Annotated in this window: 13 protein-coding genes; 6 read left to right on the top strand and 7 right to left on the bottom strand. The window is 35.7% G+C overall.

Going from position 1 to position 15,558, the window contains the following annotated elements:
- Positions 1 to 159: 159 nt before the first annotated feature.
- From MHI47_RS08210 to MHI47_RS08200, 3 genes are read right to left on the bottom strand one after another with little or no spacing between them, the layout of a single operon-like run.
- The gene (locus MHI47_RS08210) at positions 160 to 957 is read right to left on the bottom strand and encodes an ABC transporter ATP-binding protein (RefSeq protein WP_093534571.1); all 798 of its coding nucleotides are present in this window, start codon (positions 955 to 957) and stop codon (positions 160 to 162) included.
- Positions 950 to 1,987 carry an ABC transporter permease gene (locus tag MHI47_RS08205; RefSeq protein WP_340830396.1) on the bottom strand — a complete coding sequence of 346 codons (1,038 nt, stop codon included), beginning with the start codon at positions 1,985 to 1,987 and terminating at the stop codon, positions 950 to 952. The genes MHI47_RS08210 and MHI47_RS08205 overlap by 8 nt, the downstream gene beginning before the upstream one ends.
- An 18-nt stretch (positions 1,988 to 2,005) precedes the next feature.
- Positions 2,006 to 3,004 (bottom strand): ABC transporter substrate-binding protein, encoded by a 999-nt coding sequence (locus MHI47_RS08200; RefSeq protein ID WP_340830395.1) that lies wholly within the window; start codon positions 3,002 to 3,004, stop codon positions 2,006 to 2,008.
- 460 nt (positions 3,005 to 3,464) lie between these two features.
- On the opposite strand from MHI47_RS08200, the gene MHI47_RS08195 reads away from it, so the two are divergent.
- Positions 3,465 to 3,866, top strand: a complete 402-nt coding sequence (locus tag MHI47_RS08195; protein ID WP_340830394.1) for a helix-turn-helix domain-containing protein — start codon at positions 3,465 to 3,467, stop codon at positions 3,864 to 3,866.
- A gap of 250 nt (positions 3,867 to 4,116) precedes the next feature.
- Positions 4,117 to 4,266 carry a YtzI protein gene (gene ytzI / locus MHI47_RS08190; RefSeq protein ID WP_094030739.1) on the top strand — a complete coding sequence of 50 codons (150 nt, stop codon included), beginning with the start codon at positions 4,117 to 4,119 and terminating at the stop codon, positions 4,264 to 4,266.
- Between the two features lie 24 nt (positions 4,267 to 4,290).
- Here ytzI and rlmN read toward each other — a convergent pair whose 3' ends face one another.
- The 3 genes from rlmN to MHI47_RS08175 form a co-directional block, all read right to left on the bottom strand.
- On the bottom strand, positions 4,291 to 5,364 hold the full coding sequence (gene rlmN / locus MHI47_RS08185; protein WP_340762138.1) for a 23S rRNA (adenine(2503)-C(2))-methyltransferase RlmN: 1,074 nt from the start codon (positions 5,362 to 5,364) through the stop codon (positions 4,291 to 4,293).
- Between the two features lie 99 nt (positions 5,365 to 5,463).
- A complete protein-coding gene (locus tag MHI47_RS08180; protein WP_340830393.1) occupies positions 5,464 to 6,288 on the bottom strand; it encodes a sulfurtransferase in 825 nt (274 codons plus the stop codon).
- A 12-nt stretch (positions 6,289 to 6,300) separates the two neighbouring features.
- Positions 6,301 to 9,891, bottom strand: coding sequence for a dynamin family protein (locus tag MHI47_RS08175; protein ID WP_340830392.1), 3,591 nt, complete (start codon positions 9,889 to 9,891; stop codon positions 6,301 to 6,303).
- 785 nt (positions 9,892 to 10,676) lie between these two features.
- On the opposite strand from MHI47_RS08175, the gene MHI47_RS08170 reads away from it, so the two are divergent.
- The 4 genes from MHI47_RS08170 to MHI47_RS08155 all read left to right on the top strand — a co-directional run bounded on the left by MHI47_RS08170 (position 10,677) and on the right by MHI47_RS08155 (position 13,619).
- Complete coding sequence (locus MHI47_RS08170) at positions 10,677 to 11,129, top strand: chemotaxis protein CheX (RefSeq protein ID WP_340762135.1); 453 nt, start codon at positions 10,677 to 10,679, stop codon at positions 11,127 to 11,129.
- Between the two features lie 197 nt (positions 11,130 to 11,326).
- The gene (locus MHI47_RS08165; protein ID WP_093534585.1) at positions 11,327 to 11,449 is read left to right on the top strand and encodes a cytochrome c oxidase subunit 2A; all 123 of its coding nucleotides are present in this window, start codon (positions 11,327 to 11,329) and stop codon (positions 11,447 to 11,449) included.
- 24 nt (positions 11,450 to 11,473) lie between these two features.
- Positions 11,474 to 11,950 (top strand): cytochrome B5, encoded by a 477-nt coding sequence (locus MHI47_RS08160; protein ID WP_093534587.1) that lies wholly within the window; start codon positions 11,474 to 11,476, stop codon positions 11,948 to 11,950.
- Between the two features lies 1 nt (position 11,951).
- Positions 11,952 to 13,619: a b(o/a)3-type cytochrome-c oxidase subunit 1 gene (locus tag MHI47_RS08155; protein ID WP_340830390.1), complete on the top strand. Its 1,668-nt coding sequence runs from the start codon at positions 11,952 to 11,954 to the stop codon at positions 13,617 to 13,619.
- Between the two features lie 434 nt (positions 13,620 to 14,053).
- Here the strand turns inward: MHI47_RS08155 and MHI47_RS08150 are convergent, their stop codons facing one another.
- A complete protein-coding gene (locus MHI47_RS08150; RefSeq protein WP_093534594.1) occupies positions 14,054 to 15,553 on the bottom strand; it encodes a carboxypeptidase M32 in 1,500 nt (499 codons plus the stop codon).
- Between the last annotated feature and the right edge of the window lie 5 nt (positions 15,554 to 15,558).

Here is a 15,558-nt window from a genome sequence, read left to right as displayed (position 1 = left end):
GTTAGTAGTAACTTAGGTTACTACTAACCACTGTTTTATATAGTTAAAAACCCTCTAGAATGGCTTTAACTAAACAATACTTACGGAAAGGAAACGTTTATCTATTCGTGACTCATTAAACAGACAAAAAGAGCAACCCATGGCTGCTCTTTTTGTTGTTTAGGACGATAATAATGCTCGATCACTTGTTAACTTTTGGCCACGAATACGTTGGAACTCTTGCATTAGCTTTTCAATGGTTAAGTGTTTCTTCTCTTCTTCCCCAACCTCTAATATTATTTGTCCTTTATCCATCATGATCAAACGATTTCCTAAGTCTAATGCTTGCTGCATATTATGAGTAACCATTAAAGTGGTTAGATTATCTTTTTTGACAAGCTTTTCGGTCAAATTAGTTATTAGTTCTGCTCGAGAAGGATCTAAGGCAGCTGTATGCTCATCTAGCAATAATATAGAAGGCTTTGTAAATGTAGCCATTAACAATGATAATGCCTGCCTTTCTCCACCTGAAAGCAGTCCAACTTTAGCGTTTAACCGGTTTTCAAGATTTAAATGCAAGCTTTCAAGTGAGTGAAGGAAAAGTTCTTTCCTCTGTTTATCAACTCCAATTTTCAAGCTTCTTTTTTTATTTCTAGAATAGGCAATTGCTAAGTTTTCCTCAATTGTCATGGTTGGTGCAGTACCAGACATTGGATCTTGAAACACTCTTCCTATCAACTTGGATCGTTTAAATTCGGGTAATTTTGTCACTTCTTCTCCATTAATATAAATTTGGCCAAAGTCGGGAGTCAATGCCCCAGAAACCATATTTAACATGGTAGATTTACCCGCACCATTACTTCCAATAACGGTAACAAAGTCACCAACATTTAGCGTTAAATTTATACGATCTAATGCAATTTTCTCATCTGCAGTACTCTCATTGAAAATTTTGTTAATATTATTTAATTTAAGCAAGGTTCTCACTCTCCTTACTTCTATTAAGAGCTAAGACTTCCGATTCACGCAATGCATGTCGTTTTGCTTTCCTGCTCTTTTCACGTCGTTTTTCGAAGAACTGAGGTAAAATGAGCGCTACAATTACGATAAATGCAGTAATTAGCTTCATATCTCCTGCATCCAAGAATTCTACGCGAAGCGCTAATGCTAAAACGATACGATAAATGATAGCACCAGTGATTACAGCAATAGTTGTTCTAACGATTGTTTTCGTACCGAAAATTGCTTCTCCTATTATGACGGAGGCAAGTCCGATTACTATCATTCCAATACCCAACCCTATATCAGCAGCTTTTGTATACTGAGCGATTAAAGCTCCAGAAAATGCAACAAGGGCATTGGAGATACCTAATCCTAATATGACAAGCGTATCTGTATTTGCTGAAAAACTGCGAATCATTTTCTTGTTATCACCGGTTGCACGAATTGCTAAACCAACTTCCGTTTTTAAGAACCAATCAAAAATAAATTTTATTATAACTATTAAAATAGCTACAATTACTAGTGTCCCCCAAGTTTTAGGAACATATTGTATACCTAAAGAAGTTAAGAATCCATTAATAGTATCATCTATACCTAAGCTTCCCCACCAACTGAAAAATTGGCTAAATATAGTTCCTTCATTCATCAAAGGGATATTAGGTCTTCCTACAGAATTCTCAATTGTAAAACCCATTATCCTCAAATTGATGGAATACAAAGCAATCATCATTAATATTCCCGACAGTAGTGGATTAATCTTCCCTTTCGTGTGTAAAATCCCTGTCATAAATCCTGCTAGGAATCCTGCAAATATAGCAACGAGTGTTGCAATAGCAGGATGATAGCCTAACACTATCATCGCCGCTGCTGTTCCTGCTCCTGTTACAAAGCTTCCATCAACCGTCAAATCAGGAAAATCCAACACTCGGAAGGTCAAATAAACACCGAGAGCCATAAGTGCATATATAAACCCTTGCTCAACTGACCCAAAGATTGCTGTAAACATAAAACATCAAACTCCTATCTATTCCGCAAATTCTGATTCCCATTCATCTTTTACTTCTATTCCAAGGGCATCAACAGTATCTTTGTTTAAAACAAATTTCAAATTTTGTGGATATTGAACGGCCAAATCAGCTGGTTTACTTTCACCCTTCAAGATTTTAACAGCCATTTCTCCAGCTTCATAACCGATGTCATAAAATTCAAAGCCATATGCTCCTAATCCGCCACGTTTAACAGAATCGAACTCGCCTACCATCATCGGTAACTTATGCTCATTAGCAACATCTACTACGGATTCAAGAGCTGAAACAACCGTATTGTCAGTGATGATATATAAGGAGTCAACTTTCCCTATTAAAGATTCAGTTGCTTGCTTCACTTCAGCTGATGTTGAAACGGAAGCTTCTACTACATTTAGACCAACTTTGGCCATTTCTTCTTTTACTGCATCTACAGATGAACGTGAATTTTGCTCTCCTGCATTAAATACCATACCAACATTCTTTGCACCTAACTCATTTTTCAAAAATGCAATAGTATTTGGAATCGCATCAGGTTGTGTATCAACTGTTCCAGTTACATTTCCACCTGGGCTTTCCATTGAATCTACAAGTTCAGCATCAACAGCGTTAGTTACAGAAGTAAATACAATCGGAATGTCCTCTGTAAGAGCCGCAACTGCTTGAGCACTAGGCGTTGAATTGGCAAATATTAAATCGGCTCCTGAGTTTACTAGATTATTAGCAATAGTTGAGTTTAAACTATTATCATTTTGAGCATTCTCATATTGATATTCGACCTCTAGTCCTGCATCCTCAATTGCTTTTTGAAATCCTTCGTAAGCTGCATTTAATGATGGATGTTCTACAATTTGAGTAACACCTATTTTAAATACTTCTTTATCGCCAGACTTTGCAGAAGTGGATTTTGTTGCAGCAGAATCATCTGTACCACATGCAGCTAATAGTAAAACAGCAGCGGATAATACCATACCAAACTTTTTCTTTGTTTTTCCCATCTTTAATACCCCCATTTTACATTCAATACATCAGCGATTCAACTCGCTAAAGTATTACGATAAAGCAATGTTACACCGGATAAGAATAATAGTCAATAACATTATGAATTATTAATTAATTTAATTTATATGCTTTTATTTTTGACTCTAAAGAAAAAGGTTGATAGTCGTTAATGATTATGAAGAATAGGTTTCCCTATATAAATTTATACTGGAAATTTATGTTAAAATAGATATAGTTTTTTGAAAGTGTTCACTTAACTAATGAAGCAGGTTAGTTTAATAAGTAGAAATGGATTTTTGCAACTTCTTTTCGGTTGCATACGTATTAAGTTAAGAAATCGTAAGTTGTAGCATTTAATTGCAACGGAGCGTTGCGAACTTGAAATCATTGGTTTCTTTTGCCACAGAAAAAAATTTGATATGGTGGTGATATCAAATTTAGAAAGGAATGATAAAAATGAAAATTGGTAAATCGATTTTAGATTATCGTAAAAGAAATAATTTAAGCCAAGAACAATTGGCAAATAAAATTGGAATTACTAGACAGGCTATTTCAAAATGGGAACAAGAAAAAGGTGCCCCAGATATTGAAAATTTAATTTTATTAAGCGATGAAATGAATATTAGCTTAGACAATTTGATTAAAGGTAACAGTAATATAAAAAAGCAAATCGTGAATAATCAAAAAGCAGTAAAGTTTCATCTTTTAGTTATTTTATTTTTAATTGCTATTGTAATTTATATAGCGTATTTTGCTCTTTTACATGAAATTTTTATGATTGGATTCTTAGTTGCAACGCTCTTTATGCTCGGTATAGAACTTTATGTTTACATGAGAAATATTCGAATTATAAAATAAGCTATGTTACTTTTTCACTTGTTCATCCTGGGAAGGTAAAGAAAAAATTATTTTGAAACAGCCAAGAAATAACAGAAAAAGGTGAGCTTGAAAGTGTTTTTCCAAGTTCGCCTTTTTCTATACAAAATCTAGCATTAACTTTAACATAGCCTTATTTTTTTACTTATTGCCTTTAAGGTTAAAACCCTTACGATGTATATTAAAATATCTGCTATGATATAACTAATAATCCGAATTAGGAGGTATATAAATGACTACTGTAATTATTATTAGTATTTTTATTTTCTTAATAGTATTAGGTCTCACTATTTTCACTATTAATAAAGGGTACGCATTTAAGCATACAATTGATGATTTACCTGAAAAAGACGATAAAAAAACGCATAGCCATAATGGCTAATGCGTTTTTTCATTCATGCACAATTTAATTGTTTACTTTTACTTTATCTTTTTTAATTTGTTTACTTCTTAATTGACCACATGCAGCGTCGATATCACTACCTTGCTCCATACGAACACCACAATTAATCCCTTTGTTTTTCAATGTTTGGAAGAAAGCACTAATCGATTTTTCATCACTTCGTTGATATTGACCATGCTCATCTACTGGATTGTATGGGATTAAGTTCACATACGAAAGATGACGTTTGTTTTCTAGAAGTTTAGCAAGTTGAAGTGCCTCTTCTACATGGTCATTTACATCTTTGAGTAGTATATATTCAAAAGTAATACGACGATTTTTCTTCTCTAAATAATAATCTACAGCTGCCATTACTTTTTCAATAGGGAATGCCTTATTGATAACCATAATTCTCGAGCGAAGCTCATCATTAGGAGCATGCAATGAAACTGCAAGATTTACTTGAAGATCCTCTTCCGCAAAATCCATAATTTTCTTAGCAAGACCACTTGTTGATACTGTAATATGACGAGCACCAATAGCAAGTCCTTTTTGATCATTTACAGTACGTAGGAAGTTCATCAAGTTTTTATAGTTATCAAACGGCTCCCCGATACCCATAACAACGATATGGCTGACACGTTCTTCCTTTTGAATTTGGTCCAAATGGAATTGCACCTTCATGATTTGTTCCACAATTTCTCCTGCGTCAAGGTCACGGCTCTTTTTAAGTAATCCACTTGCACAGAAACTACATCCAATATTACACCCTACCTGCGTCGTCACACACACTGAAAGACCATATTTAAAGCGCATTAGTACAGTTTCGATTAAATTACCATCTTGCATTTCAAATAAGAATTTAATGGTGCCATCTGCAGATTCTTGCTTAACACTTTCCTTTAACGTCTGTATAACAAAATTTTCTTCCAAAATCTGAAGACATTCCTTGTTTACATTGGTCATTTCTGCAAAGCTTTGTACACGTTTAATGTACAACCAGTCCCAAACTTGCTCTGCGCGGAATTTTTTTTGGCCTTGACCCATTAGCCATTCGATTAACTGATCTCTTGTTAGACCATATATAGATTTTTTCATTATAAGCCCTCATTTCATGCGTATACAATTTGCCTATTATACTATAGTTATTTACCCAAGACAACTTATTATACTGGAAAAAAGGTTAAAAAGATATAATTATGCTTGTGTCATATCTATTTCTACTTCATTTTCTCTAATCCAATCACTGTAGCTACCAACATATAGCTGAACATTTTCATAGCCCGCCTCTTTCAGACAACCATACAAAGGCGCAGCTGTAACGCCACTACCACAATAAGCTATCACAGGTTTGTCAATTGGAGCTAATTGACTTAACTTTTCCTTTAATTCTTTCTGCTCTAAGAATTTCCCGTTTTTCTTCAGTTGCTCCCAGTCAAAGTTTATAGCTGATGGGATATGCCCAGCAATTGAATCGATTGGTTCACTTTCACCTTTATAGCGTACATTTGATCTTGCATCTATTAATTGACCCTCTTTTTCCTGCGCTACAACTTTCCTTACTTCAGCCATTGTCAGTAACTTATCGTTGTTCCATTCAGGGATTGTTGAAGTATGTGGTAGGACAGACTCCATGTTAGAAACTGGTAACTTGCCCTTCAACTCTTCGTAGCCGGAACGGGATACATATATATGTTTAAATCCTGCCCACTCCAATAAGAAATAGGCACGTAACGCAAAAGGTGTAGCTCCTTGATCATAAATTACAATATAATCATCTAATTTTAAACCAGCTTGCTGAACCAGTCTTGTCATTTTTTCCTTCGAAATCATTGGATGACGACCATCTTGACTGCACATATCTGATAAATCTTCTTCCAAATCCCAATATACTGCACCTTCTATATGTCCCTTGTTATACATTTGACGACCCGCACTTTTTTCACCAAGATCAAAGCGAGTATCGATAAAACGGGGATTATTCTCTAAAATCTCTCCTAATTCAATAAATACTTTTGCCATCTAAGCCCTCCTTTATAGTCGCGCATATACTGATTTCCACAAATGAAGTGTTTGTTCCTGCTCTAATAATTTTCGTTCCGCATCAATTTGCGTAATCGATTCTTGTAGTAACTTCAAACGTAGAGCCTCCGATTCAATATCCGAGTATTGTTCTATCCACTTTCCTAAACGTTCTTTTTCATTTGATAGGTATTGATCTGCCTCCACTTTGGTTTCATCAGATAAAGTATCACGTAATTTTTCTTTTTCATTATTCTCAAAAAAGCTCTTGGAATTTTTAAAATAGGATTTTACATGTTCATATTTAGTAATGCTTTCAAATGGTCCTACAAAATCTAGTAATTCTCTCTCGGTAACTTCATGTGGACTAAATGTAAAGCTTGTATTCAAATCTTTTAGTACGCGTACTTCTTCTTTTTCTAATTGCAGGATTTGTCGCTGAATATATTGCAATATACGGAAATTGGAGACCCGCATTTCTTGTTCGATATCAAAACGTATCATTTTAAGAATATCCTTTAAAGCAATATCCAATGCAATTGTTGCGGAGTTATTTGCAAATAATGATGGATTATATGCCTCTTTAAAGAACTCATTGAAACGATAATATACACGTTGTAATACGTAATAGAGTAGTGTATCTAGCTCCTGGTTAGCATCTTTTGCAATCTGTGTGTATTTAGAATTTGTATAGCGTTTACGAATATTTTGTTCTTGATTTCGAAGCTCGACTAGACGTTGGTCTTTTCGGGCCAGATTTACTTCCGTCTGTTCTATTAAGCCAAGGAGTTTCGATTGTTGACGAGTTGCTTCCTCTTCAAGAGCAGATATAGAGATTTGCTTCAGATCCTTTTCAAGAAAATGATGAAAAGATTCTTCAAACTGTTGCATTCCTTCATGCAATGATAATCCATTGAGTTTCTCTTTTAACCCTTGTAAACTAGATACCCCGTAAACTCTTGGGAAACGAATACCAAAACTTTGTAGTTCGTCCTGGACGTATTGTTTTACTAAATTGGCCTCCTCTTCTGAATCTGCCAAATCGATAGCATTAACAACAAAGAACATTTTATCCAACTCGAAGGCATCTTTTACTCTTCCCAGCTGTATTAAAAACTCACGGTCTGCTTTTGAAAATGCATGGTTGAAATAAGTAACAAACAATACAGCATCAGCGTTACGAATATAGTCAAAAGCTACTCCGGTATGTCTCGCATTAATCGAATCTGCTCCAGGTGTATCTACTAATGTCACACCTAGTCTCGTTAATTCACAATCATAATAAAAATCAATAAAATCTACAAAACAGCTTTTCGATTCATCCGCTACAAATTGGCCAAATTCATCTCCAGAAACATGCAGAACATTTCCAAATTGCCCTTTAAATGTTGGATACCCTTTATAAAATGCAGTAACGAATGATTTGTGTACCTCTTCAGCTACCTTCTCTTGCATAACCGTACTAGCTTTTTCAAAAGCTTCCTCTAATGTATGGACAGTTATTCCAAGCTGCTCATAAGCATAACTCACATCTTCTAAAATTTGCCCCTCTGATTTCAACACTACATCAGCAGTATTATGTAAATGATTTTCAGACACAGGATGAATTTTGTTAATAGCTGCGGTTGTAGGGTTTGGTGAAACCGGCAGCACATTTGCCCCCATTAAAGCATTCGAAAAACTAGATTTCCCGGCACTAAATGCACCAAATAACGCGATAGTAAATTGTTGATTTTCCACTCGTAAAGCTTTTCTTTTTATCGTTGCAGCAGCTTCTTCAAAAGCAGGTAATTCTGCTAATACTTCACCAATTCTTTTCGCACGACTCACTACTGCCTCCGCGGAGAGAAGAACTTCTTCGTCCTTTACTTCTTCTTCCTTTGCTCCATTTACAATAGGTTGCTCCGTAGTATGCGCTTGTTCTTCATAATCTGTAATAGAACCTTCAAATTGAAGTCGTTCTTGTTCCCAGCTTTTTAATAATTTATCTCTGTCTTTTCTAATTGGCAACGAAGGAGTAGTGACGTTTTTTTCAAATGTTTCTATTCGTGTATCTATTTCTTCCAATGATTGAATAGCTAGTCTCTTTTCATTGAGCTCCGCTGTTTTTGATAGTATTTGGTCCTCATCTTCCAACGGACTTTCTTCTATATAATGTATATTTTCTTCTTTCCATACATCTGTTTGGTTGATGTAGTAACGATTTACCGCTTCTGTAACTCGATTGGCGAAATTTAGAATCGCATTACCAGTCGTACTTGCACCTTCGTGAAGAGAATTTTCAATCAAACTAGGAGAAATAGCAAACTGAATTTCATCAATCTGATGGATTTTATCTTCTGTTAATAAGGAAACATCTTTTAACATACGTTTCATTAACAATTTCATATGAGAAGTTATATTGGTGGAAATTATTTTTTCTAACATGCTAATAATTTCGTTAAGTCTTCTTTGTCTTTCTTCTTCAGTTTTCTTTTTACTACCCAAAAATCCAACTTTAAAAGTAGGTTGCTTACTTTCTGCATAAGACTTTAAAGCTTCACGCATTTCAAACGTCATTATAGAAGCATTTTCAAGTATGTTTTTTCGAAGTTCTTCAAATGTTTTTCTCCAAAGCGTAACATCTTGAAGTTTTACTTGCGTTTGAGCTAGTTCCAATTGTTCTTTGATATCCTCTTTATTATTCCAATCTTCTTCACTTAGCTGACTTTCAAAGGCTTGAAAACAAGTAGCTTTTTCATCCTCTAAAAAATGTAAATGCTCATCTTTTAACTTTTCTAGCGTTGCCTGGGCCAGTGTAAGGTAGTAATCCTCTTTATTTTCAATAGAACTAGTAACGATTTGTTGAACTTGCGGAAAATCATTATGTATGAAATCTTTATTTTTTAGGCTTGTATAAAATATTCCTTTCGGATCAACCGACCACGATTTAAATGCATCTGTAACAGATTGCTTATAAGCTGCAAATGGTAGTTCTACTTCTCTGTGCTTATCTACCTGATTTACGATTAAATATACATTCTCATTATAATGAAGTAATTGCTTTGTAAATTGAAAGTTTAACTCAGACTGAACATGATTGTAATCCATCACATAGAAAACAATATCTGCCAAATGAAGGGCAGATTCGGTGGAAACGCGATGTGCATCATCAGTCGAGTCAACTCCAGGAGTATCCATTATAGTAATTCCTTCGGGAAGATTAGACCCAGCATGTCCTATTTCAATTTGAGATACTTTACTTCCGTCTTTTGAATATTTTTTTACTAATTGAATATCATACTCCCCTGAAAATCTAACAGGTGGTTGATCCACAAAGTGAACAAGAGCATAATTTTCTGCTGTATTTTGAACCGTCACAATATTTGCAGAGGTTGGAATCGGGCTAGTTGGCAGTATTTGCTCATCAACTAAGGCATTAATCATACTAGATTTCCCTGCAGAAAAGTGACCTGCAAAAGCGATAGTAAATGTGCCTTTTTCTAATTTCCCTGTAAATAATTTAGACTTACGATAGCGTTCATCATCATTATTCTGTTGGAAGATCGTTGCAAGTAAAGCATTTTGTTCTTTTATCATTTGTAATTCATTTGAGTTCTGCATATAAAAAGTTAATCTCCTTCATAATTCGACAATATACATCTATCATAGCAAAGTTTTAAAGCCTAAAACAATATTCTTTCACTCTTTTAGTTAAAAGAAAAACCGAGCAAAAAGATGTACGGTCCTTAAGGAACTGAAACGTAGATATGCGTGCAATTTCCGCTCCGAGTGGTCGCTTTCCATGGGCACTGCTTCCTTCCCTTTCTTAAATTCAGAACTCGGGCTACTTGAAAGAATGAAGACCACTGCTGATTTCCGCTTCAAGCGGACGCTTTCCGCAGGCTTGGCTTCAGCCTCCTCGTTAGCTATGCTCCTGCGGGGTCTTCAGCTCAAGCTTTCCTGCTTGAGTCGCCGCCTTGCGCTCCAATCAAAATAGGGAGTAGTACTCAATCATAAGATTTCGCGTAGCCTCTCGCTTAAATGATAAGAGTGGTCAAAGTTAAAAGGATAAAATCGTACAGTGTTCATCGTAAATTTTTAAATACTTTCCTAATCTTTTAAAAATGACTCTACTTGTTTTCACAAATAAAGTCATTTCGTCTTTGTTTCATATTGTTTTCGCTTTAGGAGCTATAGATTTTAAAATATATGCCGTTACCCCACCATAAACTAAAATAGCTGATCCAATGAAAATAGCTAACATAAAAAATCGCCCTCTCAACTGAATTTGATATTCATTCTCATTGACATAATACCATAGTATATTTTAAATTTCTACAATACCTATTCTTTTTTCCTATATAACATGTTAAAATTGATACATCTATACTAGTCGGAGGGTTAAAATGAGTACTTCTAAACATATTCAAACAATTTTAAATGGAACAATCCAATCCTTGAAATCAGTAATACCTATTTCAATGGATATAAAGTCACCTTCCCTGATGGTTCAACCATTTGTGCAAAAGGAAATGGGCGTACTTATCGGAATCATCGGTGATATTAAAGGGCGTATTATTATTGACTCTGCGGCTGAATCCTTTTCTGCAATTGGAGCTACTATGTTCGGAATGCCATTAGAAGGTGAAATGCTCGAATCATTTACAGGTGAACTCGGGAATATGATAGCAGGTAATTTATGTACCTCCGTTGCTGCAAGTGGAGTTGAAATTGATATTACTCCACCTACTGTTATTGTTGGCACTAGCAGATTATATGGTTTCCAACATGCTTTTAGACTGCCTGTAGAAATTGAAAATATAGGTGAAATGACCATAATCTTAACGATAGATGAATAGAAAACGAACCTCCTTTTAATAGGAAGGTTCTTTTTTTTTGCCTAAAATCATTACAGGAAGGTAATTGTGTTCCAAAAATACCAGATTTCACATATATTTCACAGTTAATAACCGTATGTGTGATTTTTATCACATCATCTCACGACTATTATATTTATGATGAGACTATAGAGTTTGGTAGAAGGAGGTGTAAGTAAATGTCGAAAAAGAAAGAAAAAGACTCTGATTTAAAAGGGACACTTTATTCCGTAGGTTTCGTTGGCGCATTTATATTAGTTACTTGGTTCTTGGCATTTTACTTATTCATAGACAGATTTTGAATTTAAATTGGAGGTTTAAGACTTATGCATATTCATAAGTATGAAAAGTGGTGGCTAACATTTGGAATTAGCTCATTGGTATTATTTTTAACTATCGTCGGTTTTAGTGCATTTCATTATGGCTCCCATCCCCCTTCCGGGAAAATTTATATCGACCCTGAGCGAGTTGATGAGATAGCTCCTTTTAATAAACCAGGAGTTCATAAAGTAGAAGGTGAAGAGTGGGATTATGAAGTCGTTCTTGTAGCGTCTGCGTTCTATTATAATCCACCCGAAATAGAGGTACCTATAGGTTCGACCATAAAGTTCATAGCAACTACTAAAGATGTAGTTCATGGATTTCAAGTTGCTGGAACTAATATTAATATGATTCTAGAGCCAGGTTATGTTTCGGAATATGTAACAACAGTAGACAAACCTGGTGAATTTTTAATCTTATGTAATGAATATTGTGGCGTAGGACATACCACAATGACGTCCATGTTAAAGGTGGTAGAGTAAAATGACAACTATTAAAGAAAAAGCACAAGACTTTGTAAGAGTTGATCGACGAGATGGGAAACTGGCACTAGCTCATATATATGTAGCATTTATCGCTTTATTCATCGGGGGGCTTTGTGGATTATTACAAGTCCTTGTCCGCTCAGGTCAATTTACACTCCCTTGGGGGATTGGCTATTATCAAGTATTAACTATTCATGGGGTTTTATTAGGACTTATCTTAACAACTTATTTTATATTAGGTTTTCAAATTGCTGCAATTAGTAAAACATCCGGTACGTTATCAGACAAACAACGATTAGTCGGGTGGATTGGTTTCTGGGTAATGACTGCAGGTACAGTTGCTGCTTCCATAATGGTATTACTCAATGAAGCTTCTGTATTGTATACTTTTTACGCACCACTTCAAGCACATTGGATTTTCTACGTAGGTATGGCACTAGTTGTAGTTGGGTCATGGATAGTAGCTATTGCACAGATTATGAAATATGTGGAATGGCGTAAAGCAAATCCAGGGCAACCTAGCCCGCTCTTATCATTTATGGTAATTGTCAATTTGGCGATGTGGATTATCTGTTCTTTAGGAGTAGCTGTAGAAGTAGTATTCCAACTAATTCCTTGGTCATTAGGATGGGTGGATAAGGTTGATGTATTGCTTTCTCGTACATTATTCTGGTATTTCGGTCATCCATTAGTGTACTTCTGGTTGTTACCTGCCTATATGGTTTGGTATGTTGTTATTCCTAAGATCATTGGAGGGAAAATATTCTCTGATGCATTAGCAAGGCTTTCCTTTATGTTATTTTTACTCTTCTCCATTCCTGTTGGTTTCCATCACCAATTGACAGAACCCGGGATTGATTCGTTCTGGAAGTTCTTACAAGTAGTATTAACAATGATGGTTGTTATCCCTTCATTGTTAACCGCTTTCTCTATGTTCGCTACTTTTGAGTTACGAGGAAGACAACTGGGTGGTCGTGGATTATTCGGTTGGTTCAAAAAACTACCATGGAATGATGCTAGGTTTACAGTTCCATTTATCGGTATGGCTGCATTTATCCCTGCTGGTGCTGGCGGTATTATTAATGCTTCTCATCAGATGAATGCATTAATACACAACACTATTTGGGTAACTGGACATTTCCATTTAACACTGGCAACGACAGTTGTACTGACTTTCTTTGGAGCCGCTTATTGGTTAATACCTCATCTTACGGGTAGAGTATTGACGAAACAAATGAACAAGTTAGCAATTATTCAGGCTATTGTTTGGGCATTCGGAATGTCGATCATGTCAGGTGCAATGCATGTTGTAGGATTAATGGGTGCGCCTCGTCGTTCGGATTTCTCCACTTATGGTGGTGCACAACAAGCAACTGAATGGATACCTTATCAAATAGCACAAGCAGTTGGAGGAACAATTCTTTTCATCGGGATCATATTAGTGCTTTATATTGTTGCAAATTTATTATGGTTTGCTCCTAAGGGTGAAACAGAATTCCCTGTTGGTGAAGTTTCAGAGAACGCGGAAAAGACTCCAATGTGGTTGGAAAATTGGAAGATTTGGTTAACAATATGTATTGCATTAATCCTATTTGCTTACACTGTTCCAGTCTTTGAGATGATTCAAAATGCTCCTCCAGGTTCAAAAGGTTATAAATTCTGGTAACAATAAAATATTAAAAAATGGTTAGTCGAGACTTATGTCCAGACTAACCATTTTTCTATAGTCCACTAGGAACAGAGAAGCACCCGTTCAATAAAAATAATAAATACCAAAAACAATTCCCTTTATAAGAAAAACCGGGTAAAAAACGCCCGGTCTTCTAAAAATAGAAACGTAGATATGCCGTTCATTTCCGCTCCGGGCGGACGCTTTCCGTGGGCACGGCTTCAGCCGCTCACCCCGCGGTGGCCAACAGGATGTTGGTCACGAAGGCGTTGCCACATGGCGCTCATAGCATTTGAACCCCACCTGAATGGAAATCTAGTAATATTCATTCTAAAAAGTTTTGTAAACCCAATGTTTATACTGCATATTATATACTTTCTTAATCTTTTAAAAAGACCCAAGCAACATTCGTCGCTTGGGTCACCTTTTATTTAAAGTTTATAGATTTTTGTATACTTTTCTTCTAAATAATCAGCAAGGTATTTACCGTTAAGACCTTCACCTGTTGCTGCTTTCAGAATATCTAAAGGTTTTTTAAGAGCACCATACTGATGCACGTTTTGTGTAAGCCATTCCTTGATAGGTGCTAAATTGCCTTGTTCTAACAAACTATCAAACTGTGGAATATCCTTTAGCATCGCTGCTTTGAATTGAGATGCATATATATAACCAAGAGCATAAGACGGGAAGTAACCGAAACTAGCCCCAGCCCAGTGGACATCCTGCAAAATTCCTTCTGCGTTAGTAGATGGACTAACACCCAAATATTCTTCGTACTTAGAATTCCAAATTTCAGGGAGATCTTCTACTTTTAAATCACCGTTAAACAATCCTTTTTCAATCTCATAGCGAATCATAATATGAAGAGCATATGTCAGCTCATCCGCCTCGATCCGGATTAAAGAAGGTTTTACTTCATTGATAGCTCGAAGAAAGTCTTCCACAGGAACTTCCCCAAATTGTTCAGGTGAATAGCTTTGTAGCTTTTCATAATTTTGTTCCCAGAACTTTGGATTACGTCCTACAAAATTCTCATAAAACAGGGATTGGGATTCATGAATACCCATGGAAGCCCCACCCGCTAAAGGTGTACCTGTTAACTCTTCTGCAACATTCTGCTCGTATATCGCGTGACCACATTCATGAATAGTACCAAATATTGCCGAACGGAAATCGAACTCATCATACTTAGTCGTGATGCGCACGTCACCTCTATTTAAACCAGTAGCAAATGGATGCACTGTTTCATCTAATCTTCCCGCATCAAAATCATATCCAAGCTGTTTTAGTATATCTAAACTAAAGGACTGTTGTTTTTGTTTATCAAAAGATTGGAACAAGAAATCTGTTTTTGGCTGGTTTGGAGATTCTGAAATGCGTTTTAATAACGACACAATTTTTTCTCTTAGTTCATTAAAAACTTGATCTAAAATTTCAGTCGTCATGCCAGGCTCATACTGGTCCAACAATACATTATAAGGATTGTTATCTGTAACTCCCCAATACTCTACAAAGTTCTTTAGCGTAGCAACCATTTCAGTTAAATATGGTTGGAACATAGACCAATCATTGTTGTTTTTTGCCTCTTCCCAAACAGATTCTGATTTAGATTGAAGAATAACAAATTTCTTGTATTCATCTGCTGGAATTTTCTTGCTGAGATTGTATTCCTTTTTTACTTCTTCAAACACACGTTTACTTACTTCGTTTACAGAATCCAGCTCAAGTTCCATCTGGTCTAGTAATTCTTTAAGATCGTCTGAAGTCGATAAATTAAATACATCCGTTGCAAGTACTCCTACAACTTCAGATCTCTGATCAATACCTTTTTTCGGAGCACCAGTACGCATATCCCAATAAAGCACCCCTAATGCTTCTTGATAAGCACCAATTTTCTTCACATAATCTAAAAAATTTTGTTCTACAGACATTTCTA

This window comes from Psychrobacillus sp. FSL H8-0487, from assembly GCF_038008385.1.
Classification (GTDB): domain Bacteria; phylum Bacillota; class Bacilli; order Bacillales_A; family Planococcaceae; genus Psychrobacillus; species Psychrobacillus psychrotolerans.
This window is presented reverse-complemented; position numbering and strand designations above follow the sequence as displayed.

Bases quoted from the DNA above. Each gene is read 5' to 3' on its own strand.
- MHI47_RS08205 (WP_340830396.1), bottom strand. From the start codon at position 1,987: ATGTTTACAGCAATCTTTGGGTCAGTTGAGCAAGGGTTTATATATGCA.
- MHI47_RS08200 (WP_340830395.1), bottom strand. From the start codon at position 3,004: ATGGGAAAAACAAAGAAAAAGTTTGGTATGGTATTATCCGCTGCTGTT.
- MHI47_RS08195 (WP_340830394.1), top strand. From the start codon at position 3,465: ATGAAAATTGGTAAATCGATTTTAGATTATCGTAAAAGAAATAATTTA.
- ytzI (WP_094030739.1), top strand. From the start codon at position 4,117: ATGACTACTGTAATTATTATTAGTATTTTTATTTTCTTAATAGTATTA.
- rlmN (WP_340762138.1), bottom strand. From the start codon at position 5,364: ATGAAAAAATCTATATATGGTCTAACAAGAGATCAGTTAATCGAATGG.
- MHI47_RS08180 (WP_340830393.1), bottom strand. From the start codon at position 6,288: ATGGCAAAAGTATTTATTGAATTAGGAGAGATTTTAGAGAATAATCCC.
- MHI47_RS08175 (WP_340830392.1), bottom strand. From the start codon at position 9,891: ATGCAGAACTCAAATGAATTACAAATGATAAAAGAACAAAATGCTTTA.
- MHI47_RS08170 (WP_340762135.1), top strand. From the start codon at position 10,677: ATGAGTACTTCTAAACATATTCAAACAATTTTAAATGGAACAATCCAA.
- MHI47_RS08165 (WP_093534585.1), top strand. From the start codon at position 11,327: ATGTCGAAAAAGAAAGAAAAAGACTCTGATTTAAAAGGGACACTTTAT.
- MHI47_RS08160 (WP_093534587.1), top strand. From the start codon at position 11,474: ATGCATATTCATAAGTATGAAAAGTGGTGGCTAACATTTGGAATTAGC.
- MHI47_RS08155 (WP_340830390.1), top strand. From the start codon at position 11,952: ATGACAACTATTAAAGAAAAAGCACAAGACTTTGTAAGAGTTGATCGA.
- MHI47_RS08150 (WP_093534594.1), bottom strand. From the start codon at position 15,553: ATGTCTGTAGAACAAAATTTTTTAGATTATGTGAAGAAAATTGGTGCT.